We start from the raw sequence: 21068 nt of genomic DNA on the forward strand, positions 1-21068 counted from the left end.
GTGATGGTTTCACGCGTAATTCCGGTAGAGCCATTTGATCTGGTGCTTTTCGGTGCGACCGGCGATCTGGCGCAGCGCAAAATCCTGCCGGGCCTGTACCATCGCTTCGAGGTCGGGCAAATGCCCGACGACGCGCGGATCATCGGCACGGCACGCTCGGATATCGACAATGACGGGTTTCGCGATCAGGTTCGCAAATCGATGCAACAGTTCGCGCCCGGCTTTTCCCAAGAGACATTGGATCGGTTCCTTGCCCATGTCGAATACGTGCCCGTGGACGCTCTGGGTGAGGCCGGGTGGTCTGACCTGAAAGAGCTGATGCGCGATGACGTCGTGCGGGCCTTTTACTTGTCCGTTGGTCCAAGCCTGTTTTCGGGTATCGCGCAGCGGCTGCATGACGCCGGTCTTGCGACACCGGACAGCCGCATCGTCGTCGAAAAACCATTTGGGCACGACCTGGCCTCGGCGAAGGCGCTGAACGAGGGCTTACGTGCCTGTTTCGAAGAACATCAGATTTACCGGATCGACCATTATCTGGGCAAAGAGACCGTGCAGAACCTGATGGCGCTGCGCTTTGCAAACTCGCTGTTCGAACCGCTCTGGAATTCGACCCATATCGATCACGTGCAGATCACGGTGGCCGAGACCGTAAGCGTCGAAGGGCGCGGGGCCTATTACGATCAGTCCGGCGCGATGCGGGACATGGTCCAGAACCATCTGGTGCAGTTGCTGTGTCTGACCGCGATGGAGCCGCCGTCGAAATTCTCGCCCAACGCGGTGCGAGATGAAAAGGTCAAAGTGATCGAAGCGCTGGAGCCCGTCGCCCAATCCGACATCGCGCGCGGCCAGTACCGGGCCGAAAAGGGCGAGGGCGGTTATGTCGATCATGTCGGCAACCCCGCCAGCCGTACCGAAAGCTTCATTGCGCTCAAGGTTCATATCGGCAACTGGCGCTGGGCAGGTGTGCCGTTCTATCTGCGCACTGGCAAGCGCCTGCGGGCCCGCGAATCCGAAATTGCGGTGTTCTTTCGTGACCCACCGCATACGATTTTCCCCAATGTCGGCCCGCTGCACGGAAACGTATTGGTGATCCGGTTGCAACCTGATGAAGGCATCACCTTGCGCACCACGATAAAGGACCCGGGGCCGGGAGGCTTCCGGCTGTCGGACGTTGCGCTTGACATGAGCTTCGCCGATGCGCTTGGGGACGAAGCGCAAGCCCCCGACGCTTATGAGCGGCTGATCATGGATGTCATCCGTGGCGATCAGACATTGTTCATGCGCGGGGACGAGGCCGAGGCCGCCTGGGCCTGGGTCGATCCCATCATTCAGGGCTGGGAGCAGCGCGGAGACCGCCCATCCCGGTATGATCAGGGCAGTTCAGGCCCCGAAGAAGCATTGATGCTGATGCATCGCGATGGGCGTCGCTGGCGTCAGATCGGAGGGTAATCATGGTTCACTCAGTCATTTCCGATGTCACCAGACGGATCATCGACCGCAGCGCCGATCTGCGCGGCCCACATCTTGAACGGATGGAACAGGCCAGATCCAAAGGTCCTGCCCGTGCGCATCTGTCCTGTAGCGGTCAGGCCCATGCCTATGCGGGCGCAGGCGAAGATCAGCAATCGATGGCCACCGGTACCGCCGGCAATCTGGGCATCGTCACCGCTTATAACGACATGCTTTCGGCCCATCAGCCGTTCGAACGGTATCCCGCCCTGATCCGCGACGCGATCCGCGCCGCCGGAGGAACGGCACAGGTGGCAGGCGGTGTGCCAGCCATGTGCGATGGTGTCACCCAGGGCGAAGCAGGGATGGAGCTGTCGCTGTTCTCACGCGATGTGATCGCACTGGCGACCGGTGTGGCGCTCAGCCATAACACGTACGACGCGGCCGTGTTCCTCGGGGTTTGTGACAAGATTGTCCCCGGTCTGATCATCGGCGCGCAGGCCTTTGGCCATCTGCCAGCCGTGTTCCTGCCCGCAGGACCGATGACCAGCGGCTTGCCGAACGACGAAAAAGCCAAGGTCCGACAGAAATTCGCCGCCGGAGAGGTGGGCCGCGAAGAACTGATGGCGGCCGAAATGGCAGCCTATCACGGCCCCGGCACCTGTACCTTCTACGGCACCGCCAATACCAACCAGATGCTGATGGAGTTCATGGGCCTGCACCTGCCGGGCTCCAGCTTCGTCAATCCGAATACCCCGTTGCGCGATGCCCTGACCGAGGAAGGCGCGCGGCGTGCCCTGTCGCTCAGTGCGTTGGGCAACAGCTATACACCAGTTTATCAGGTTCTGGATGAACGCGCCTTCGTCAACGGCATCGTGGGCCTTATGGCGACCGGTGGGTCAACCAATCTTCTGATCCACCTGATCGCCATGGCGCGCGCCGGTGGCATCGTGCTGGACTGGCAGGATTTTTCAGAAATATCCGCAGTCGTGCCGCTGGTCGCGCGGGTTTATCCCAACGGTCTGGCGGATGTGAACCATTACCATGCGGCCGGCGGCCTAGGGTACACGATCGGTACGCTGCTTGAAGATGGCCTGCTGCACCCTGACACGCTGACCGTCGCGGGGCAGGGGCTACACAACTATACCAAGGAACCCAAGCTGATTGATGGTGAGCTGATCTGGCAGGACGGCGCGGGTCACAGCCTGAACGAAAAGATCCTGCGCCCGGCCAAAGACCCGTTCCAACCCACAGGTGGCCTCTCGCGCCTGACAGGAAATCTGGGCACCGGGGTCATGAAAGTATCAGCCGTCGCGCCAGAACATCAGGTCGTCGAAGCCCCCGTGCGCGTGTTTCACGGTCAGGATGAGGTCAAAGCCGCATTCAAGGCCGGAGAGTTCACTGATGACGTCATCGTCGTGGTCCGCTTTCAGGGGCCAAAGGCCAATGGGATGCCTGAACTGCATTCGCTGACACCTATCCTGTCGATTTTGCAGGGCCGTGGACAGAAAGTGGCACTGGTCACAGATGGCCGCATGTCGGGTGCATCCGGCAAAGTACCCGCCGCCATCCATGTCTGCCCCGAGGCGCTGGACGGCGGGCCCATCGCCTGCCTGCAAGACGGTGACATCCTGCGTGTCGATGCGGTCAACGGCGAACTGGAAATCCTGACCAATGGGGTTTTGGACCGGTCCCCCGCCACCGCCGACCTTTCCGCCAACCAACACGGTGTAGGGCGCGATCTTTTCGCTGCGTTCCGGCAGAATGTCGGGTCCGCCGACACTGGCGCCAGCATATTCGGAGCATAAGAGATGTCCAAAACTCAACGCACCCGCGAAATCTGTGCCCTGGCGCCCATTGTTCCCGTGCTGGTCGTCGATGACGCCGCACAGGCCCGCCCTCTGGCCGAGGCGCTGGTCGCCGGCGGCTTGCCCGCGCTTGAAGTGACCTTGCGCACCCCGGCGGCGCTGGATGCAATCAAGGCCATGTCCGAAGTGCCCGGCGGCGTGGTCGGTGCAGGCACGCTGGTCACGCCCGATGATGTCCGGGCTGCCAAACAGGCCGGCGCGCTGTTCGGCGTTTCCCCCGGCGCCACGGATGCCCTGATCGCGGCGTGCGAAGCCGAAGGCCTGCCGCTGCTGCCCGGAGCCGCCACGGCAAGTGAAGCGATGGCGTTGCTGGAAAAGGGCTATGATATGCTGAAATTCTTCCCGGCCGAAGCCTCAGGTGGTGCACCTGCGCTGAAGGCGATCGGCGCGCCGCTGCCACAGATCAGCTTCTGTCCTACGGGTGGTGTGTCCCCCTCCAATGCCCGCGATTACCTGTCATTGCCCAACGTGATCTGCGCCGGTGGCAGTTGGGTTGCGCCGAAGCAAATGGTCGAAACCGGCGACTGGGCCGGGATCGAAACACTTGCGCGCGAGGCATCGAAGCTGGCGGATTGACGCTGCGCGACCCCTCGGTAATGTGGGTGTCAATTCATACAGGTTGACCCCATGACACAGACAGTTTCCCTTTCCCAGGGGCGGGCATATTTGGCCATTCCGGGCCCTTCGGTCATGCCGGACGCGGTTTTGCAAGCCATGCACCGCCCGTCGCCCAACATCTATGATGGCGAACTCATTGATATGATGCCCGGCCTGACGCGCGATCTGTGCCGGGTTGCCGGCACAAAGCACAACGTCGCCATCTATATCGCCAATGGCCACGGCACGTGGGAGGCGGCGCTGTCCAACGTGATCGCCCCCGGCGAAACCGTTCTGGCCCCGGCCTCGGGCAGGTTCACCCATGGCTGGGCCGAAATGGCCGAAGGGATCGGGGCAAAGGTACAGTTGATCGATTTCGGCACCTCTTCAGCCTGGGATTTCGACCGGATCGCAGATGCGGTGCGTGCGGATCAAAGTCACCAGATCAAGGCGGTTCTGGCGGTGCACGTGGATACATCCAGTTCGATCCGGAACGACATCCCGGCGCTGCGCAGGCTTCTGGACGACTTGCAGCACCCGGCGCTGTTGATGGCAGACTGCATTGCTTCGCTGGGCTGTGACAGGTTCGAGATGGATGGCTGGGGCGTGGATGTCACAGTTGCCGCTTGCCAAAAAGGCCTGATGACCCCGGCGGGCATCGGCTTTGTTTTCTTCAACCAGAAAGCACAAGCCAAACGGGCCACCATGCCGCGCGTTTCGCAGTATTGGGACTGGCAGCCGCGCGCTAACCCGGACCTGTTCTATCAGTATTTCAACGGCACCGCACCCACGCACCACCTCTACGGCCTGCGCGCCGCGCTTGATCTGATCCATGCAGAGGGGATCGAACAGGTCTGGGCCCGCCATGAGCGCCTGGCCAATGCCATCTGGGCGGCCTGTGAGACCTGGGCCGAAGGCGGCATGTTGCACCTGAACGTCGCCGACCGTGCCTTTCGCAGCCACGCCGTCACTGCTTTGCGGTTGACGGAAGGTCGCGGCACGGGCCTGCGTGGGTTCACCGAAACCCGGTTGGGTCTGACACTGGGCATCGGCCTTGGGATGGAGGACTATGACAGCTGTTTCCGTCTCGGCCACATGGGGCATATCAACGGGCAGATGGTCATGGCGATTCTGGGCGGTGTGGAAACGGGCATGGCTTCACTTGACATATCGCGTGGCAAGGGGGCCCTCGAAGCCGCCGCCGCCGTGCTGGCCGCCTGACATTCTACGGGCGTCTCCGCCCGATCCGCCTCTTCATCTGGCCAACAATATCCTCGGGGGGAATCGCGCCGTGGCGCGATGGGGGGCAGACAGCCCCCCTTTGCTGTCCGGCCGGGCGGATAGGGATCAATCAGCCCAACCGCGCAACCGCAAGCGCCTTGGGCAAAGCGGCGGCGAACGCGTCCAGATCAGACGCCGGGCCACAACTTACCCGAATGCACCTGTTCTGCGGTGCCGCGAACGGCATTCGGGCAAAAATCCCCTGCGCCACCAGGGCGTCCAGCACGGCCTTGGCAAAAACCCCGTCGCGCCCGCAGTCAATCGCTACGAAATTGGTGGCCGAAGGCAGGACCGCCAATCCGTTTTCCCGGGCAATCGCGCCGATCCGCTCACGCGCCTCTGCGATCTGTGCTTGGATATGCTCCAGCCACGCGCCATCCTGCAAAGCCGCCAAAGCCCCGGCCTGCGCAGCGCGGTTCATGCCGAAATGGTTGCGCACCTTGTTGAAGGCCGCGATCAGATCCGGCGTGCCCATGGCATAGCCAACCCGCGCACCTGCCATGCCATAGACCTTCGAAAAGGTTCGCATCCGGATCACGCGCGGATCACCAGCACTCACAGGTGCAGCCGTCCCCTCGGGCGCACATTCCACATAGGCCTCATCCAGAACCAGCAGGCACCCATCAGGCAAGGCATCCATGGCGGCCACGATGTCCGCGCCGGAATGCCAGCTGCCCATCGGATTGTCCGGATTGGCCAGATAGACCAGCTTGGCACCAACCTCAGCAGCCTTGGCAAACAGGGCCGAGGGATCCTCGTGGTCACCTGAATACGGCACCTTGTGAATCACCCCGCCGAACCCGGCCACATGATAGTTGAAGGTCGGATAGGCCCCGTCCGAAGTGACAACGGCATCCCCGGGCCCGACGATCAGCCGCACCAGATAGCCCAAAAGCCCATCAATCCCTTCGCCCACGACGATATTTTCCGGCGATACGCCGTGATGGTCGGCCAAGGCATGGCGCAGGTCATGGTTTTCGGGGTCGCCGTACATCCAGATATCTGACGCGGCTTGCGCCATGGCCTCGATCGCGCGGGGCGAGGGTCCGAAAATGCTCTCGTTGGCTCCCAATCGCGCAACAAATGGCGTGCCACGTTGACGCTCTTGCGTTTCGGGGCCCACAAAGGGCACGGTGGCGGGCAGGGTTTGGGCAAGCGGGGTGTATCGAGGTCCGGTCATGTCCGCAGATAACCCCAAGCCCGATCAATGAGCAAGCACGCACCATGTTTGGGCGCGCTGGAAAAGAGATTTGAAAAAGGAGCGCAGATGCGCATTTTCGTAGCCGTTATTCTCCTGGGCCTCGCCTATCTTCTATTCTGGCCCGTCCCGGTTGAGCCTGTTGCCGTCGAGATGCCGGAAGATGCCGGATTCACTGGGGATTTCGTTGAAAATACAGCACTGGACGCAGCGCAACTGATCCGCCTGCCGGGGGAAGAGATCGGCCCTGAAGACATCGCCGTCATGCCCGATGGAACGGTCTACACGACCAGTCTGTCAGGTACCCTTTACCGCATCGACGGGGCGGATCCGGTTACAGTTGACCAGCTTGGCGGGCGTCCGCTGGGCCTCAAGGCCGGACCGGATGGCGCGCTTTACATCGCCGACAGCTTTCGCGGCGTAATGCGCTGGACCGGTCCGGGCACGTTGGACAGGGTGGTGAGTGACATCAACGGCGCGCCGGTGATCTACGCCAACCAGTTGGACGTGGCGCAGGATGGCACGATTTACTTCTCGAATTCATCTGATCGCTTTGACCCGGAAACCATGGGCGGGACCAAACCGACCTCTGTCCTCAGCATCTGGGAACAGTCCGATACAGGTTACGTCGCGCGCCGCACTCCCGATGGCAGCACCCAGAAGATCGCCGAGGGGTTTGTCTATACCAACGGTGTCGCGCTTTCACCTGACGAGGATTTTCTGCTGATCGCGGAAACAGGTCGCGCGCGCGTGCACAAGCTGTGGCTGACCGGACCAAAAGCAGGGCAACAAGAGATCCTGCTGGAAAACCTGCCCGGCTATCCCGACAACCTCGAGGCTCAGGGCGACGGCACCTATTGGATGGCCTTCGCCAGCCCGCGTGTCCCGTCCGAGGCACTGATGCCGTACCCGTTCCTGCGTAAGGTAATCTGGCGGTTGGGTCCGGCAGTACGCCCCGCGCCAATCCATCGCGGCATGATGGTGCAGTTCGACGGCGATGGTACGATCCTGCGCACGCTACAGGACCCGCAAGGCCGCTTGGGCATCACGACCGGAGGCAAGATTGTGGGTGATCAGTTCTATGTCATGACCCTCGATTCCCCGTGGTTCGGACGAATGCCTGTCGGCGAAATGCCCTGACGTCGCAGTGGTATTCCGCACTCTGTCCGGGCATGTTTGCAGCAATTGAAATACCGGAGGTCCCCCATGTCACGCGTATCCGTTGCCTATCAAGACCACGTTGCCCATGTCACTCTGACCCGAGGCGACAAGATGAATGCGCTGGATGATGCAATGATCAAGGCGCTTCTGTCCGCCGGGCAAGAGGTCGCCGCATCGGATGCCCGTGCCGTGGTCTTGTCTGGTGAAGGCAAAAGCTTTTGCGCCGGGCTCGACATGGCAAGCTTTGCCAAGATGGCCCATATGGACCCAACGGAATGGCTGATGACCCGCAGTCATGAAGACGCCAACGAAATGCAGGAACTTGCCCTGATCTGGCGTCGCGTTCCGGTTCCGGTGATCTGCGCAATTCAGGGCGTGGCCTATGGCGGTGGCCTTCAAATCGCGCTGGGCGCGGATATCCGTATCGCGCATCCCGAGGCGAAACTGGCCGTGATGGAGATGAAATGGGGCATCATCCCCGACATGGGTGGTATGGTTCTGTTGCCTCGTCTGGTCCGGTCAGACGTATTGCGTCTGCTGACCTATACGGCCCGCCCGATCGGTGCGCCGCAGGCGGCCGATTGGGGCCTTGTCACGCAGCTGTCCGATGACCCGTTGACCGAGGCGCTTGCCATCGCCGAAAATATCGCCGGCCAAAGCCCTTCGGCCATCCGTGCCGCCAAGCGATTGATCGAAGTCGCCGAAACTCAGTCACGCGCAGACGTTCTGATGGCGGAATCGGCCGAGCAGGTGGAATTGATCGGCAAGCCCGACCAGATGGAAGTTGTCATGGCGCAGATGCAGGGCCGCAAGCCCGTGTTCAAATGATCACCGCATGAAAGACCGCCGCGCGTCGCGGGCCATGTTGTAGCGCATCTCCAGATCGGCTATACGAGCCATGGCGGCCTTACGCTCGGCGGGGTCCGTCAGGGTCGCATAGTTCTGTCGCTCTGTGTCGAGCTGCTTTTTGATGGCGAATTCTTCCGGCAACACGCCTGCCTGCGCCATGATCCGATGGCCGGCGGCGGTGGCCGGATCGCTCAATGCCTCGGATGACCGGTCAGGCAGCGGTTGGCCTTCGCCCTCGAGGCCCTGCAACTGACCCTCGGCCTGGGCTTTCTTGATCTGGCGTTCGACCAGTTTTCCCAGTGCACCAAACATGCCACCATCATACGTGATCCGCAGGGAGGTTGAAACCGGCTATCTGACGCGTTGCGCAACCAGATAGGCGGTGCCACCCGCCAACAGACCCCAGACAGCCGCGCCGAGTCCAAACGCGGTTATCCCTGATGCAGTGATGGCAAAGGTCAGGATGGCCGCTTCGCGTTCGGCCGGAACTTCCAGCGCGGCGGATGTGGCATTGGCCATCACCCCGATCAGCGCAACACCGGTCAGCGTGCCCATCAACAGTGGATCGGCATGAATTGCGAACCCGGTGATTGCCACGGCGAACACCCCGAACAGGCAATAGAATACCCCACCCATCACCGCGGACCAGTAGCGTTGTTCGGGGTCTGGATGGCTGTCTTCGTTGGAACACATCGCAGCGGTGATCGCCGCAAGGCAGGTGGCAGGGGCACCGAACGGAGAGGACAAGATGCTGGAAATGCCTACGGCCGAGAACAGCTTGCCTGTCTGCGGCGCATAGCCAAAGCTGCGGATCACCGCGATTCCGGGGATGTTCTGGGTCGCCATCGTGACGATGAACAGCGGCACGGCAATCCCGATGACCGAAGCCACAGAGAAGCCGGGCGTGGTCCAGACCGGAGCCGCGATCCATTTCGTCGGTGTCAGGGACGCGTCCCCGGCGTTCAGAACCACGACGACGGCCGCAGCAACAACCGCAGCCGGAACGGCAAACAGGCGGTTGATCCGGCCGGCGATGAACCATGTCAGGATCACAGGCAAGGCTTGCCATGGCATCTCGACCGCCGCCTGAAAGGGCACGATACAGAGCGGCAGCAACACGCCCCCCAACATGGCCTGCGCCAAGGTCGTCGGTATCGCCGCAGCCAACCGCCCCAAAGGTCGCCAGAGCCCGGCCAACACAGTCAAAGCCCCTGCGCAAAGGAACGCGCCGGTCGCTTCGGCAAACCCCAATGCGGGTGTGGCGGAAACCGCCAGCAGGGCCGCACCCGGCGTGGACCAGGCCACGCTGATCGGCTGTCGGTACCACAGGCTCAGCACGATGGCAGTCAGGCCCATGGCGATCGCCGCCATCATCAATCCGGACGCCGCCTGCGCCGGGGATGCCCCCATCGCCGCCAATCCCTGCAATACAATCGGGAAAGAGCTGAAGAAGCCGACGATTGCCACAACCAGCCCGGTCGAGACTGTCTGGAGCGGTGGGGCTTTGTGCGTCATGACGGCCTCGGAATTATGTGTTCGCTGATTGCTAACAAGCGGGGGTAGGGTCGGGCAAGGTCTCATCGCGCACAAGAAAACCCCGCCGTTGTGGTCGCGGCGGGGTTCTGGATTTGAGTATTTGGAAAAAGATGAAGATCAGGCGATTTCGGTCAGTCGAGCAAGCGCCTCGTTCAGTTTCGCTTCTTCCTCTTCGCGGGCGGCGAGGTTGGCCTTGGCCTCTTCCACGACCTCTGCGGGCGCCGAGGCCACGAATTTCGGGTTGTTCAGACGGCCGCGCAGGCCGCCCAGTTCCTTGGCCAGCTTGCCCTTGGCCTTTTCCAACCGTTCCTTTTCCGCGCCGATGTCGATGATATCCGCCAGCGGCAGGCCAAAGGACGCTCCGGGGGCGGCAATCGAGATCGTACCCTTGGGCAGTTCATCCGCTTTGGTCAGGCTGTCGATCCGCGCCAGCCGCTTTATCAGCGCCTCGTTTCGGTCCCAGGCGGTCTGGCCGTGGGCGTCGATCTCGGTCACCAGCATCGGCACATAAAGACCAGCCGGAACGCGCATCTGGGCGCGGGCCGAGCGGGTGTTCTCGATCACCGAGATCACCCAGTTCATCTCGCGATCCGCGTCGGCATCGACCAGATCGGCGGCGGCATAGGTTGGCCAGTCGGCATGCACCAGCATTTTGGCGCGGCTACCCGTCAGGCCCCACAGTTCCTCGGTGATGAAGGGCATGATCGGGTGCAGCAGGACCATACACTGGTCCAGAACCCAGCGCATGGTGGCGCGGGTCTCGGCCTGGGCCTCGGCGTCGTCGCCTTGCAGCAGTGGCTTGGACAGTTCCACGTACCAGTCACAGACCTTGCCCCAGACGAAAGCATAGAGCCCGTTGGCCGCATCGTTGAAGCGATAGCTGTCCAGCGCCGCATCGACCTCTTCGCGCACGCGGGCGGTTTCGCCGATGATCCAGCGGTTGACGGCGGCTTTGGGCTTCAGGTCAGCCCCGTCCAGTTGCGGCACTGCGTCGGTGAAGACCTCGTTCATTTCGGCAAAGCGGACGGCGTTCCACAGCTTGGTGCCAAAGTTGCGATAACCGGTGATACGTTCGCGCGACAGTTTCAACACACCGCCGATGGCCGCCATCGAAGCGTTGGTAAAGCGCAGCGCGTCGGCGCCGAACTCGTCCACGATTTCCAGCGGATCGATGACGTTGCCGGTGGTCTTGGACATCTTCTTGCCCTTCTCGTCGCGGACGAGCTGGTGCAGATAGACGGTGTGGAACGGGACCTGATCGACCACGGCCAATTGCATCATCATCATCCGGGCGACCCAGAAGAACAGGATGTCAAAACCGGTGATCAGGACATCGGTGGGGAAGTAGCGCTGCAACTCCTCGGTCTGTTCGGGCCAGCCCAGCGTGCCGATGGGCCAGAGGCCGGAGGAGAACCAGGTATCCAGCACATCCGGGTCGCGCCAAACCGGATAGACCAGCTTGGTCGGATCCTGATCAACGGCGTACTGCGCAAGGCTTTCGGCGAACCGATGGATCGCCTCCTGCTTGTCGGCGACTTCGATCACGGTCGCGTGGCTCAGAGGGCTGGGAATGTCCGCATTGTCGTCAAGGAACTTTTCGGTAACGGCCTCAAAGCTCGCGGCACATTCCATGACATTGCCACGGTGCAGCATGCCGCCTTCGTTCAGCAACCGGCCCAATTCAACCAGATCAAGGTCGCCATCATTCTCGTCGTCAATGAAGTCTTCCGCGGACAGATCGAGACCATACCAAACAGGAATCTGATGTCCCCACCACAGCTGGCGGCTGATGCACCAGGGCTCGATATTTTCCAGCCAGTGGTAATAGGTCTTCTCGCCCGACTCGGGGATGATCTTGACCGTGCCGTCCTTGACCGCGTCCAGCGCGGGGCCGACGACCTTTTCGGCATCCACGAACCACTGATCGGTGAACATCGGCTCGATCACCACCTTCGACCGGTCGCCGAAGGGCTGCATGATCGGTTTGCTCTCGACCAGCGGCACCAATTTGTCGGCCCCTTCCTGATCCGGCTTCAAAGCGGTCGAGCCCAGACGCGGATCATCCGCGCGGGTCATCACGGCCAGACCATCAGCCGTGATCTCTTCCACCACCTTGGCCCGCGCTTCGAACCGGTCGAGGCCGCGCAGATGATCCGGCACCAGATTGATCGCGTCGATTTCGTTCTCGGTGAAGGCGCGGCCGCGCGCGTATTCCTGTGCCTTGCCTGCCTCGTCTGCGTAAGGGGCTCCATCGGCTCGCATCGCGCCCTTGGTGTCCATCAGGCGATACATCGGAATACCGCCGCGTTTGGCGACCATGTTGTCGTTGAAGTCATGCGCGCCGGTGATCTTCACCGCGCCCGAGCCGAAATTCGGATCGGGGTAGTCATCGGTGATGATCGGGATCTGGCGGCGATGCTCTTTCGGACCAACCGGGATTTCGCACAGCTTGCCGACGATCGGCGCATAGCGTTCGTCCGTGGGGTGCACCGCAACCGCGCCGTCGCCCAGCATGGTTTCGGGGCGGGTCGTGGCGATCGAAATATAATCACGCTCCTCGCGGAAGATCACATTCCCATCTTCATCTTTTTCCAAATACTCATATGTCTCACCGCCTGCCAAAGGGTATTTGAAGTGCCACATATGGCCGGCGACTTCGATATTCTCGACCTCGAGGTCCGAGATTGCGGTTTCGAAATGCGGGTCCCAGTTGACCAGCCGCTTGCCGCGGTAGATCAGGCCTTTGTCGTACATGTCGACAAAAACCTTGATCACCGCGTCGTGGAAGTTGGGGCTGTTTTCGTGGCCCGTGCGCGGATCGCCCGCCGCACCGGCCATGGTAAATGCGTTGCGCGACCAGTCACAGGAAGAGCCGAGGCGCTTCAGCTGCTCGATGATGGTGCCGCCGTATTCACCTTTCCATTCCCAGACTTTCTCCAGAAACTTTTCGCGGCCCAATTCGTTGCGGCTGGGTTGTTGGGTGGCGGCCAGCATCTTCTCGACCTGCATCTGGGTTGCGATGCCGGCGTGGTCCTGCCCGGGCTGCCACAACGTGTCAAAGCCACGCATCCGGTGCCAGCGGATCAGGATGTCCTGTAGAGTGTTGTTGAACGCATGGCCCACATGCAGCGCACCGGTCACGTTCGGCGGCGGGATCATGATGCAAAAGCTCTCGTCGCGCGATTTGTTCGCGCCTGCCTTGAAGGCTCCGGCCTGTTCCCAGGCCTCATAAATGCGGGCCTCGGCCTCGGCCGCGTTGAATGTCTTTTCCATCGCCATGGGATGCGTCCTGCGTCAACAAATTCGGGTCAGCGCCTGCAATAGCGAATGCGCGCGGCAAGGGGAAGGCCTAGTGCGCCTAAGCCACGCCAAAGCGTGCTTTGAAATAGGCGTCAACGCGTTGATAAGCGGGTTCGTGGAAATCCAGCGTCAACAGCGAATGATCCTTGCCGGGATATTCGACCGTTTCCAGCAGATCGCCGAACGCCTGTTCAAGCGCCCGCATCAGCTTCTTTGGTGCAAGCTTGTCTTCGGAGTACCGCATCGCCAGGCCGGGGCCTTTCGCGACCATACCCGCAGAGGCCGCGCCGATGTCTTCAGCGCTCATGTGCAGATCGCGGCCCCCGAGGATCGGCAGCGCAGGTTGGCTGGCTACCCCGCCCAGAACGGCGTCTTCGGCCATGAGGGTAAGGGCGAAACTGCCGGTCAGGCACATGCCGATGACGCCCACACCGGCGCTGTTTTCGCGCTGCTTGATTTCACGGGTCAGGGCGCGCATCCATCCTGCAATGGGGCTCTGCCTGCCGCGGGCGAAAATGCTGAACTCGCGCCGTACGCAGAACAACCGGGCCATGTTCTTTGCCATTTCAACCCTGCCATAGGTTCCAAACAAATGAGGCAGGTAGACGCGAAAGCCGGATGCATTGAGCTTTGCGGACAACGCCAGCGTTTCTGGCCCGATCCCTGGCAGTTCCTGAAGGATCAGGATCGGTGGGCCTTCACCGCCGACATAAACGTCATGTGTGGTCGTCTGCCCGCTGGTCATCGGGGCAGAGAAGGGAAAAACGGTATCATGCGCCCAGCTCATGGCCCAAGGCTATCCGAACATCCTTTGCGCGCAAGCGAATTTCAGTGAACCCCGCTGGACATCGCCGGGTCGCGGGCTAGGCTCGCCTCTGAGATCGCGCAGGAGGGCCACCCATGGAAAAGTTCGGCAGAAGCCAGCCGGTGAAACGGACCGAGGATCAACGGTTCCTGACCGGGCAGGGGCGTTACATGGATGATGCGGTGCCCGGGAACGCTTTGTTTGCCGCATTCTTCCGCAGCCCGGTGGCGCATGGTGACATCACGTCTCTGGATGTCGAGGCCGCGCGGAATGCCGACGGCGTTCGGCTGGTCATGACGCTGGAGGACCTGGCCGCATCAGGCATCGACACGGTGCTGAATGCGGCCGTCCTGCAAAACCGCGATGGGTCCAAGGCGGCTGCGCCGGACCGGCACATGCTGGCCAAGGATCGCGTGCGTTTCGTGGGCGAGCCGGTGGCGGTTGTCATTGCGGATACGCTGACGCAGGCGCAGGACGCGGTCGAGTTGATCTGGATGGATACAGAAGAACGCCCGGCCAAACTGGACGTCGATGCAGGGGGCGAGACCCTGCACGCGGAAGCGCCCGAGAACCGTGCTTTTGATTGGGGATTGGGCGACGAAACCGCGACCGAGGCTGCCTTTCAGGCCGCCGCTCATACCGTGTCGCTGAACGTCGTCGACAACAGGGTCATCATCAGTTCGCTTGAACCGCGTGGCTGCCAGGCCGATTGGTCTGACGGGCGTCTGCATTTCTCTTACGGAGGTCAGGGCGTCTGGGCGATGAAGGCCCAACTGGCACAAAAGCTGAAACTGGATGCGGAAGACATACGCGTCACGACCCCGGATGTCGGTGGCGGGTTCGGTATGAAAGTGATGCCATACCCTGAATATTTCTGCGTCTCCGTGGCGGCGATGAAGCTGGGTCGGCCGGTACACTGGATGTCCGACCGGTCCGAGGCGATGCTGTCCGACCATCATGGCCGCGATCTGACCTCGCTGGCCGAGCTGGCCTTTGACGCCGATCACAAGATCACCGCCTATCGCGTCCACAGCAAGGTGAACCTTGGCGCATACAACAGCCACTTCGGTCAGGCGATCCAGACCAGCCTGTTCAGCAAGGTGTTGATGGGTGTCTATGACGTCCAGACCACTTATCTGCGGGTCGAAGGCTTCTATACGAACACGACGCAGGTCGACGCATATCGCGGTGCAGGTCGGCCCGAGGCGATTTACGTGCTTGAACGCGCGATGGATCGCGCCGCGCGTGAACTGGGCGTCGACCCGTGGGAGCTGCGGCGCAGGAATTTCATCCGTCCCGGCGATTTCCCCTACACCTCCTCCACCGGCGAGACGTTTGATGTCGGTGATTTCGACATGGTGCTCACCCGTGCGGCTGACCAGACTACCGGGTTCGAGGCCCGCAAGGCCGCGGATGCCGAGCGCGGGCTGATCCGGGGGCAGGGTCTCTGTTACTATATCGAAAGCATTTTGGGGGACCCTTCCGAAAACGCGAAGGTCGCGTTTTGCGAGGATGGCACGGTGAATCTTTACGTCGGCACACAATCGAACGGGCAGGGGCATGAGACGGTGTACGCCCAGTTCCTGTCGGATCAGACGGGGATCCCCATGGACAAGATCACCGTCATACAGGGCGATACCGACCGGCTTGCCCATGGCGGCGGCACTGGCGGGTCCCGCTCGGTCACTGTGCAAAGCACCGCCACCCTGGTCACGATTGACAAAATGATCGCCGCATTCACGCCCTATCTTGCCGATAAGATGGGGGTCGAGGAAAGTGATGTGAGTTTTGACCACGAGACATTCCGCGCGCCGGGCTCCAACCTGACGCCGACCCTGACCGAAGCCGCCGAGATGGCGCGTGCCGATGGTCGAACGGATCTGCTGCAACATGAGGCCCGCGCCAACCTGGATGCGCGCAGCTACCCGAACGGCGCGCATGTTGCCGAAGTCGTGATCGATTCCTACACCGGCGAAACCTGGGTGGACCGCTACACCGTGGTTGACGATTTTGGCAATCTTATCAATCCGATGCTGGCCGAAGGGCAGGTGCATGGCGGGGTGGTGCAGGGAATCGGGCAGGCCCTGACCGAACATGTCGTGCACGATGCACATGGGCAACTGCTCACGGCTTCGTTTATGGATTACGCCTTGCCCCGTGCAACCGACATACCCATGATTAAGTTTACCACGGCGCCGGTCCCGTCAACTTCAAACCCGATGGGGATGAAAGGGTGTGGCGAGGCTGGCACCGTGGGCGCGCTGGCCGCTGTGGCAAACGCGGTTCAGGATGCGCTCTGGGATCACGGGGTGCGGCAGGCGGACATGCCTTTCACACCTCAAAGAGTATGGGAATTGCTGACGCATGAATCTGTCGCGGCTGAGTAGAAAGGTTCTGGGATGGCTCGGGCGGCCTTTGCGGTCCGAGCATTCCGCCGAGACGCGGCACCGCGAACCGATCAGCCATGTCATCATCCTTGATGGCACCATGTCCACACTCGAGCCCGGATTTGAAACTCATGCCGGTCAGACATTTCGCCTGTGCTGTGAGATGGGCAGCAAGGTTTCGGTGTTCTACGAGGCAGGGGTGCAGTGGGAAAGCTGGAAGTCCTCGCTGGACGTGATGATGGGCCGGGGCATCAACCGCCAGATCCGCCGCGCCTATGGGTATTTGGCGTCCCGCTACAAGCCGGGCGACAAGATCTTTTTCATCGGTTATTCGCGCGGTGCCTATGGCGTGCGCAGTCTGGCCGGCGTGATCGACATGATCGGCCTGCTCAAGGCGGAACACGCCACCGAACGAAACATACTGCAAGCGTACCGCCACTATGAATGCAATCCAGACGGCATCGCCGCCAGCGAATTCCGCCGACGTTTCTGCCACGAAGGGGTCGAGATCGAGATGATCGGCGTCTGGGACACGGTCAAGGCGCTGGGATTGCGTCTGCCGCTGCTGTGGCGCTGGGCCGAGGATAAGCACGCCTTTCACAACCATGAGCTGGGCCCGGCCACCCGTCATGGGTATCACGCCATGGCGCTGGATGAGACGCGCGAAGTGTTCGAACCAGTTCTGTGGACTTGCACGCCCGAGTTCAAGGGTCATGTGGAACAGGTCTGGTTTCGCGGAACCCACGGCGACATAGGTGGCCAATTGAACGGCTACGAAGAGGCGCGGCCGCTGAGCAACATTTCCCTGATCTGGATGCTGGACAAGGCGGAATTGCACGGTCTGCCCTTGCCCGACGGCTGGCGCGATCGGTTTCCCATTGATCCCCATGCGCCGTCGGTTGGCACATGGCGCGGCTGGGGCAAGATTTTCCTGCTGCGAAAGCACCGCAAGGTCGGGCAGGACCCGTCAGAACGCCTGCATGTTTCCGTTTCGCCGGACGAACTGCCCGGATGGGTGGCGATGCCGAATTTACCATCGCATCCGGCGCAGTAGGGGTCAGCTTGGGGCGCAGACATTTCTGACCGGCTCGATCATTGCATCCGGGCGCTCAACCGGATCGAAACGCCATCTTCCTGGAGACCAGTTATAAACCCGTTGCCCATCGGGATGATCTACTAACATCAGCCCGTGAAAGTACCATTTTGACGTGGATTTGTCTCCCGTCGCAGTCGTGTAGAATGAGAAACCCCGTAAATCGCGTACTGCCTCGATTGGCGCGTTTTTCGAATGTTCGGCGATGCAATAGGGCGCGCCATCCGCAATGAAACGCGCCTGAACAAGGATTATCGGAACTGTCAACAACGACCAGAGCGCGGCGATTGTCCCGATTGAAATACCAATCTTTGCCGCCCGAGAGGGCTGTGGTTGCCCACCCGATCCCGACCAAATGAGAAAGCTTGCGGCGACGGCTATCGTCAGGGTGACACCGTGCAGAATCTGAGTGTCAGAACCAAGCGATGGCACCATCCCAAATAACGTCAGAAACAAGCCGGAAACGATTGAAAAAACGGCGATACATCTGGCGAGAGATCGTGGGACTGAAGGCAATCCCAATAGCACAAAGCCACCAATGAATGCAGGAATGGCGGGCGCAAGCCATGAGTACAAGTATGTGGCCTGAAAAAACAAAGGCAGGGTTTTTCCGCGCCCATTCGGCTCGAATATCGATGGGTCAAATGGCTCGATGTACGCCGCGAAAATTAGCACACTGTAGGCGCAGAACAGGATCTTGTATTTCATGGCGGGCTGAATGACCAAATCTCTTGGTTCAAAAAATACTGCCCACTCATCTTGCGACGGGTGGGCAGCCAAGAAAGAAGAAAATGTCACGCCGCTGAAAGCAGCGTTCATAGCTGAATTCTAACGCCGACGATCCCTGCGCGAGCTCATCGGCTGGAAGGCCACGCCCACATGCGCCTCGCAATAGGGCTTGCCTGCCTCAACCGGAAGGCCGCAGAACCAGAAATCCTCGGTCGCGGGGTCGCCCACGGGCCACTTGCAGGTTTTCTCGGTCAATTCCATCAGAGTCAGCTTCTTGGCCTTTTTCTCGATCTCGTTGACCTTGGCCAGCGCTTCGGGGCTGATCTCATTGGCCGACGGCTGCGGTGGCAGCGGCTGACCGGCAGGGATGATCTGACGGCGGGCCGGAACGACCGGTTTCGCCTCGGCGGGCGAGGCAGGGGCCGGTCGCGCCGGTTCGGTCTTGGGCGCAGGTTTGGGTTTGGCCTCGGCCTTGGGGGCGGGCGCCGGTTTTTCTTTCGGTTCCGCCTTGGCCGGGGATGCGCCTGCCGTCCGGTTGGACAGGCCCAGGCGGTGCACCTTGCCGATCACCGCATTGCGGGTCACGCCACCCAGTTCCTTGGCAATCTGGCTGGCCGACTGGCCTTCGCCCCACATCTTCTTCAGCAGTTCTACGCGCTCGTCTGTCCAGGACATCGTTAGCCTTTCAAAAGCGGAAAGCGGCCCCGGATTCGGGCCGCCTTGGGAATTCGTCTCAGCCCCCTATTCTAAACACTGCTGCCCGAGTTACAAGCTGTCTTCGAATCAGTTTGAGGGCAAAACATGCAGAATCCCGCAGATCAGACCGCGCGTCGCTTCGGAGCAGTCAACTGGATGGGCCTGTACACGCTGGCGCAGCGCGAAACCCTGCGCTTTCTGGCCGTCTGGACCCAGACGGTTCTTGCACCTCTGGTTACGGCGGGGTTGTTCCTGTTGATCTTCACCATCGCCATCGGACCCAGCCGGCCAGATGTCATGGGCGTGCCGTTCGTGATGTTTCTGGCACCGGGGATCATGATGATGACGGTGATCCAGAACGCCTTTGCCAATACCTCGTCCTCGATGGTGATCGCCAAGGTGCAAGGCAACATCGTTGATACCTTGATGCCACCGCTATCACCGCTCGAGATTCTGCTGGGCTATCTCGCGGGTGGCATTGCCCGCGGCGTGATGATTGCACTGGTGATCTCGATTGCGTTCCTGGTCTTGCTCTCCATCGCGCCTCAGCACCCGTTGATCGCGCTGACCTTTGTCGTTCTGGGCGGCGCGTTCATGGGCGCCTTGGGTCTGTTTGCGGGTATCTTTGCCAACAAATTCGACCAGATGGCCGCGATCACCAACTTTATCGTCACGCCGCTGGCCTTCCTGTCGGGCACGTTCTACTCGGTCGAGGCATTGCCGCCCTTGCTGAACCGCCTGACCCATCTGAACCCGGTGTTCTATCTGATCGATGGCTTGCGGTATGGCATGATCGGGGTGTCCGACAGCTCTCCGTGGCTGGGAATGGCGGTCTGTACGTTTGCGACACTCGTGATCGGAGCCATCACCTGGCTGATGCTGCGCACCGGATATCGCCTCAAGGCTTAAGGAGGCCCGGCCATCGCGGCCGGTTGCAAGGGCCGGAATGCAGGCGCACCCGTTCCCGTCGTGCTGGGCAGGCTCTCAGGCGCGGCGTTTCACGGCTTCTCGCCAGACCAGGATCAGCCCGCCGGCCAGGATGGTTGCGGACCCGACCAGACTGATCCAGTCGGGGATCACATCAAAGACCGCAAAGTCGTAAAGGGCGGCAAAGATCAGCGTGGCATAGCTGATCGGGGCCACAAAAGATGCGTCCGCCCGCGCCATGCCGTTGACGAAACAGGCCTGCGCGCAGGCCATCAGAACGCCGATCCCCACCAATGCTGCCCATTGCTGCGGGGTCGGCATCTGAAAGACGAAGCTGACGGCTATCGTGGCGATCACCAGCCCCATCGCGTTGTTGATCAGCAGGATCTGCATCGGTGGCTCGCGCCCGGAAAGTTTCTTGATGAAAATCAGCTCCATCCCGATCAGCGCAGCCGCCGCCAGCGCCAGAAGGGCAGCGGGCTGAAAACTGGCGGGGGTCGGACGCAGCAGGATCAGTGCGCCCGTCAAGGCAACAGCCGCCGCCAGCCAGCGCCACGGACCGACCCGCTCTTGCAGCAGCGGAATGGCCAGCACCATACCAAAGACAGGGTTCAGAAAGGATATCGCTGTCGCATCCGCCATCGGAATGAAGGCAACCGAGGCGAACATCAATGTCACCCCCGCCCAGCCGAAACTGGTCCGCCCGACGTGAAGCCCCCAATGGGGCCGCACCAGCCGGGGCCGCAGAATTGCGACCGCCAGCAGGATCGCCAGCAGGGCAAACAGAAACCGCCCGTGACTGATCTGCATGGCGTGCAAGGGCGGGCCCAACGCATCCGTCCCCAGCGCCTTGGCCAGCAGCGTCGTAGCCGCGATAAAGGCGGTGGCGACAAAGATAAGCGCGGCCGCAAGCGGTGGATTATGGTGTTTGGGTTTGAACATGGCCAAGCGGTGCGCGGTTGCGCGGGCGTTGGCAAGGGCAAAATTGGATCGTTTCAAAATACCGGCTTCCCAACCTGCGCAAGCATCGCTATACGGGCGGCCATGATCAAACATGTGCATATCCAACTGCTCCGACGCCGACGCATCTTTGCGTAACCGGCCTGTTTGATCTCGTGTGCCCGGCAAATCGGCACAGACCTCACCAAAATTGTTGACGAACCGGGCCTTCGTGTATCACTCACGAGGCTCA

General features: G+C 61.3%; 17 protein-coding genes. 9 read left to right on the forward strand and 8 right to left on the reverse strand.

Annotation, left to right across the window (positions count from 1 at the left end):
* The first annotated feature begins 3 nt into the window (after nt 1-3).
* The 4 genes from zwf to ACR0DJ_RS14475 are packed head-to-tail and all read left to right on the forward strand — an operon-like array spanning nt 4 to nt 5135.
* The gene (zwf, locus tag ACR0DJ_RS14460; protein ID WP_170345026.1) at nt 4-1449 is read left to right on the forward strand and encodes a glucose-6-phosphate dehydrogenase; all 1446 of its coding nucleotides are present in this window, start codon (nt 4-6) and stop codon (nt 1447-1449) included.
* A gap of 2 nt (nt 1450-1451) precedes the next feature.
* Entirely contained in the window at nt 1452-3257 is a 1806-nt protein-coding gene (gene edd / locus ACR0DJ_RS14465; RefSeq protein ID WP_480685388.1) for a phosphogluconate dehydratase, read from the forward strand.
* A gap of 3 nt (nt 3258-3260) precedes the next feature.
* Nucleotides 3261-3893, forward strand: coding sequence for a bifunctional 4-hydroxy-2-oxoglutarate aldolase/2-dehydro-3-deoxy-phosphogluconate aldolase (locus tag ACR0DJ_RS14470; protein WP_425079769.1), 633 nt, complete (start codon nt 3261-3263; stop codon nt 3891-3893).
* Between the two features lie 51 nt (nt 3894-3944).
* The gene (locus ACR0DJ_RS14475; RefSeq protein ID WP_480685390.1) at nt 3945-5135 is read left to right on the forward strand and encodes a pyridoxal-phosphate-dependent aminotransferase family protein; all 1191 of its coding nucleotides are present in this window, start codon (nt 3945-3947) and stop codon (nt 5133-5135) included.
* Nucleotides 5136-5265: 130 nt separating this feature from the next.
* Here ACR0DJ_RS14475 and ACR0DJ_RS14480 read toward each other — a convergent pair whose 3' ends face one another.
* Nucleotides 5266-6375, reverse strand: a complete 1110-nt coding sequence (locus ACR0DJ_RS14480) for a pyridoxal phosphate-dependent aminotransferase (protein WP_425079767.1) — start codon at nt 6373-6375, stop codon at nt 5266-5268.
* A gap of 87 nt (nt 6376-6462) precedes the next feature.
* Here ACR0DJ_RS14480 and ACR0DJ_RS14485 point away from each other — a divergent pair, with 87 nt between their 5' ends.
* Both ACR0DJ_RS14485 and ACR0DJ_RS14490 read left to right on the forward strand, forming a co-directional pair.
* Nucleotides 6463-7533 (forward strand): SMP-30/gluconolactonase/LRE family protein, encoded by a 1071-nt coding sequence (locus ACR0DJ_RS14485; RefSeq protein ID WP_480685391.1) that lies wholly within the window; start codon nt 6463-6465, stop codon nt 7531-7533.
* 66 nt (nt 7534-7599) lie between these two features.
* Nucleotides 7600-8382, forward strand: coding sequence for a crotonase/enoyl-CoA hydratase family protein (locus tag ACR0DJ_RS14490; protein WP_257600245.1), 783 nt, complete (start codon nt 7600-7602; stop codon nt 8380-8382).
* Here the strand turns inward: ACR0DJ_RS14490 and ACR0DJ_RS14495 are convergent, their stop codons facing one another.
* The 4 genes from ACR0DJ_RS14495 to ACR0DJ_RS14510 form a co-directional block, all read right to left on the reverse strand.
* Nucleotides 8383-8715: a DnaJ family domain-containing protein gene (locus tag ACR0DJ_RS14495; protein ID WP_257600246.1), complete on the reverse strand. Its 333-nt coding sequence runs from the start codon at nt 8713-8715 to the stop codon at nt 8383-8385.
* A gap of 39 nt (nt 8716-8754) precedes the next feature.
* On the reverse strand, nt 8755-9918 hold the full coding sequence (locus ACR0DJ_RS14500; RefSeq protein ID WP_480685392.1) for a benzoate/H(+) symporter BenE family transporter: 1164 nt from the start codon (nt 9916-9918) through the stop codon (nt 8755-8757).
* Nucleotides 9919-10056: 138 nt separating this feature from the next.
* Nucleotides 10057-13218 (reverse strand): valine--tRNA ligase, encoded by a 3162-nt coding sequence (locus tag ACR0DJ_RS14505; RefSeq protein WP_480685393.1) that lies wholly within the window; start codon nt 13216-13218, stop codon nt 10057-10059.
* A 79-nt stretch (nt 13219-13297) separates the two neighbouring features.
* On the reverse strand, nt 13298-14026 hold the full coding sequence (locus ACR0DJ_RS14510; RefSeq protein ID WP_480685394.1) for a dienelactone hydrolase family protein: 729 nt from the start codon (nt 14024-14026) through the stop codon (nt 13298-13300).
* A 113-nt stretch (nt 14027-14139) separates the two neighbouring features.
* Between ACR0DJ_RS14510 and ACR0DJ_RS14515 the strand changes: the two genes are divergently transcribed.
* Nucleotides 14140-16431: a xanthine dehydrogenase family protein molybdopterin-binding subunit gene (locus ACR0DJ_RS14515; RefSeq protein ID WP_480685395.1), complete on the forward strand. Its 2292-nt coding sequence runs from the start codon at nt 14140-14142 to the stop codon at nt 16429-16431.
* A complete protein-coding gene (locus tag ACR0DJ_RS14520) occupies nt 16409-17485 on the forward strand; it encodes a DUF2235 domain-containing protein (RefSeq protein ID WP_170345037.1) in 1077 nt (358 codons plus the stop codon). The genes ACR0DJ_RS14515 and ACR0DJ_RS14520 overlap by 23 nt, the downstream gene beginning before the upstream one ends.
* Nucleotides 17486-17488: 3 nt before the next feature.
* Here ACR0DJ_RS14520 and ACR0DJ_RS14525 read toward each other — a convergent pair whose 3' ends face one another.
* Nucleotides 17489-18343 (reverse strand): hypothetical protein, encoded by an 855-nt coding sequence (locus ACR0DJ_RS14525; protein ID WP_480685396.1) that lies wholly within the window; start codon nt 18341-18343, stop codon nt 17489-17491.
* A 9-nt stretch (nt 18344-18352) separates the two neighbouring features.
* A complete protein-coding gene (locus ACR0DJ_RS14530; protein WP_480685398.1) occupies nt 18353-18928 on the reverse strand; it encodes a GcrA family cell cycle regulator in 576 nt (191 codons plus the stop codon).
* A gap of 126 nt (nt 18929-19054) precedes the next feature.
* Here ACR0DJ_RS14530 and ACR0DJ_RS14535 point away from each other — a divergent pair, with 126 nt between their 5' ends.
* A complete protein-coding gene (locus tag ACR0DJ_RS14535) occupies nt 19055-19858 on the forward strand; it encodes an ABC transporter permease (protein WP_170345040.1) in 804 nt (267 codons plus the stop codon).
* Nucleotides 19859-19933: 75 nt separating this feature from the next.
* Here the strand turns inward: ACR0DJ_RS14535 and ACR0DJ_RS14540 are convergent, their stop codons facing one another.
* Complete coding sequence (locus ACR0DJ_RS14540) at nt 19934-20818, reverse strand: DMT family transporter (RefSeq protein WP_480685473.1); 885 nt, start codon at nt 20816-20818, stop codon at nt 19934-19936.
* Nucleotides 20819-21068: the final 250 nt, after the last annotated feature.

This window comes from Ruegeria sp. BF10 (assembly GCF_056538725.1).

Coding starts and splice junctions, on each gene's coding strand:
- ACR0DJ_RS14535 (WP_170345040.1), top strand. CDS start 19,055: ATGCAGAATCCCGCAGATCAGACCGCGCGTCGCTTCGGAGCAGTCAAC.
- ACR0DJ_RS14485 (WP_480685391.1), top strand. CDS start 6,463: ATGCGCATTTTCGTAGCCGTTATTCTCCTGGGCCTCGCCTATCTTCTA.
- ACR0DJ_RS14525 (WP_480685396.1), bottom strand. CDS start 18,343: ATGAACGCTGCTTTCAGCGGCGTGACATTTTCTTCTTTCTTGGCTGCC.
- ACR0DJ_RS14530 (WP_480685398.1), bottom strand. CDS start 18,928: ATGTCCTGGACAGACGAGCGCGTAGAACTGCTGAAGAAGATGTGGGGC.
- ACR0DJ_RS14540 (WP_480685473.1), bottom strand. CDS start 20,818: ATGTTCAAACCCAAACACCATAATCCACCGCTTGCGGCCGCGCTTATC.
- ACR0DJ_RS14510 (WP_480685394.1), bottom strand. CDS start 14,026: ATGAGCTGGGCGCATGATACCGTTTTTCCCTTCTCTGCCCCGATGACC.
- ACR0DJ_RS14495 (WP_257600246.1), bottom strand. CDS start 8,715: ATGTTTGGTGCACTGGGAAAACTGGTCGAACGCCAGATCAAGAAAGCC.
- ACR0DJ_RS14520 (WP_170345037.1), top strand. CDS start 16,409: ATGAATCTGTCGCGGCTGAGTAGAAAGGTTCTGGGATGGCTCGGGCGG.
- ACR0DJ_RS14470 (WP_425079769.1), top strand. CDS start 3,261: ATGTCCAAAACTCAACGCACCCGCGAAATCTGTGCCCTGGCGCCCATT.
- ACR0DJ_RS14515 (WP_480685395.1), top strand. CDS start 14,140: ATGGAAAAGTTCGGCAGAAGCCAGCCGGTGAAACGGACCGAGGATCAA.
- ACR0DJ_RS14500 (WP_480685392.1), bottom strand. CDS start 9,918: ATGACGCACAAAGCCCCACCGCTCCAGACAGTCTCGACCGGGCTGGTT.
- ACR0DJ_RS14480 (WP_425079767.1), bottom strand. CDS start 6,375: ATGACCGGACCTCGATACACCCCGCTTGCCCAAACCCTGCCCGCCACC.
- edd (WP_480685388.1), top strand. CDS start 1,452: ATGGTTCACTCAGTCATTTCCGATGTCACCAGACGGATCATCGACCGC.
- ACR0DJ_RS14505 (WP_480685393.1), bottom strand. CDS start 13,218: ATGGCGATGGAAAAGACATTCAACGCGGCCGAGGCCGAGGCCCGCATT.
- zwf (WP_170345026.1), top strand. CDS start 4: ATGGTTTCACGCGTAATTCCGGTAGAGCCATTTGATCTGGTGCTTTTC.
- ACR0DJ_RS14475 (WP_480685390.1), top strand. CDS start 3,945: ATGACACAGACAGTTTCCCTTTCCCAGGGGCGGGCATATTTGGCCATT.
- ACR0DJ_RS14490 (WP_257600245.1), top strand. CDS start 7,600: ATGTCACGCGTATCCGTTGCCTATCAAGACCACGTTGCCCATGTCACT.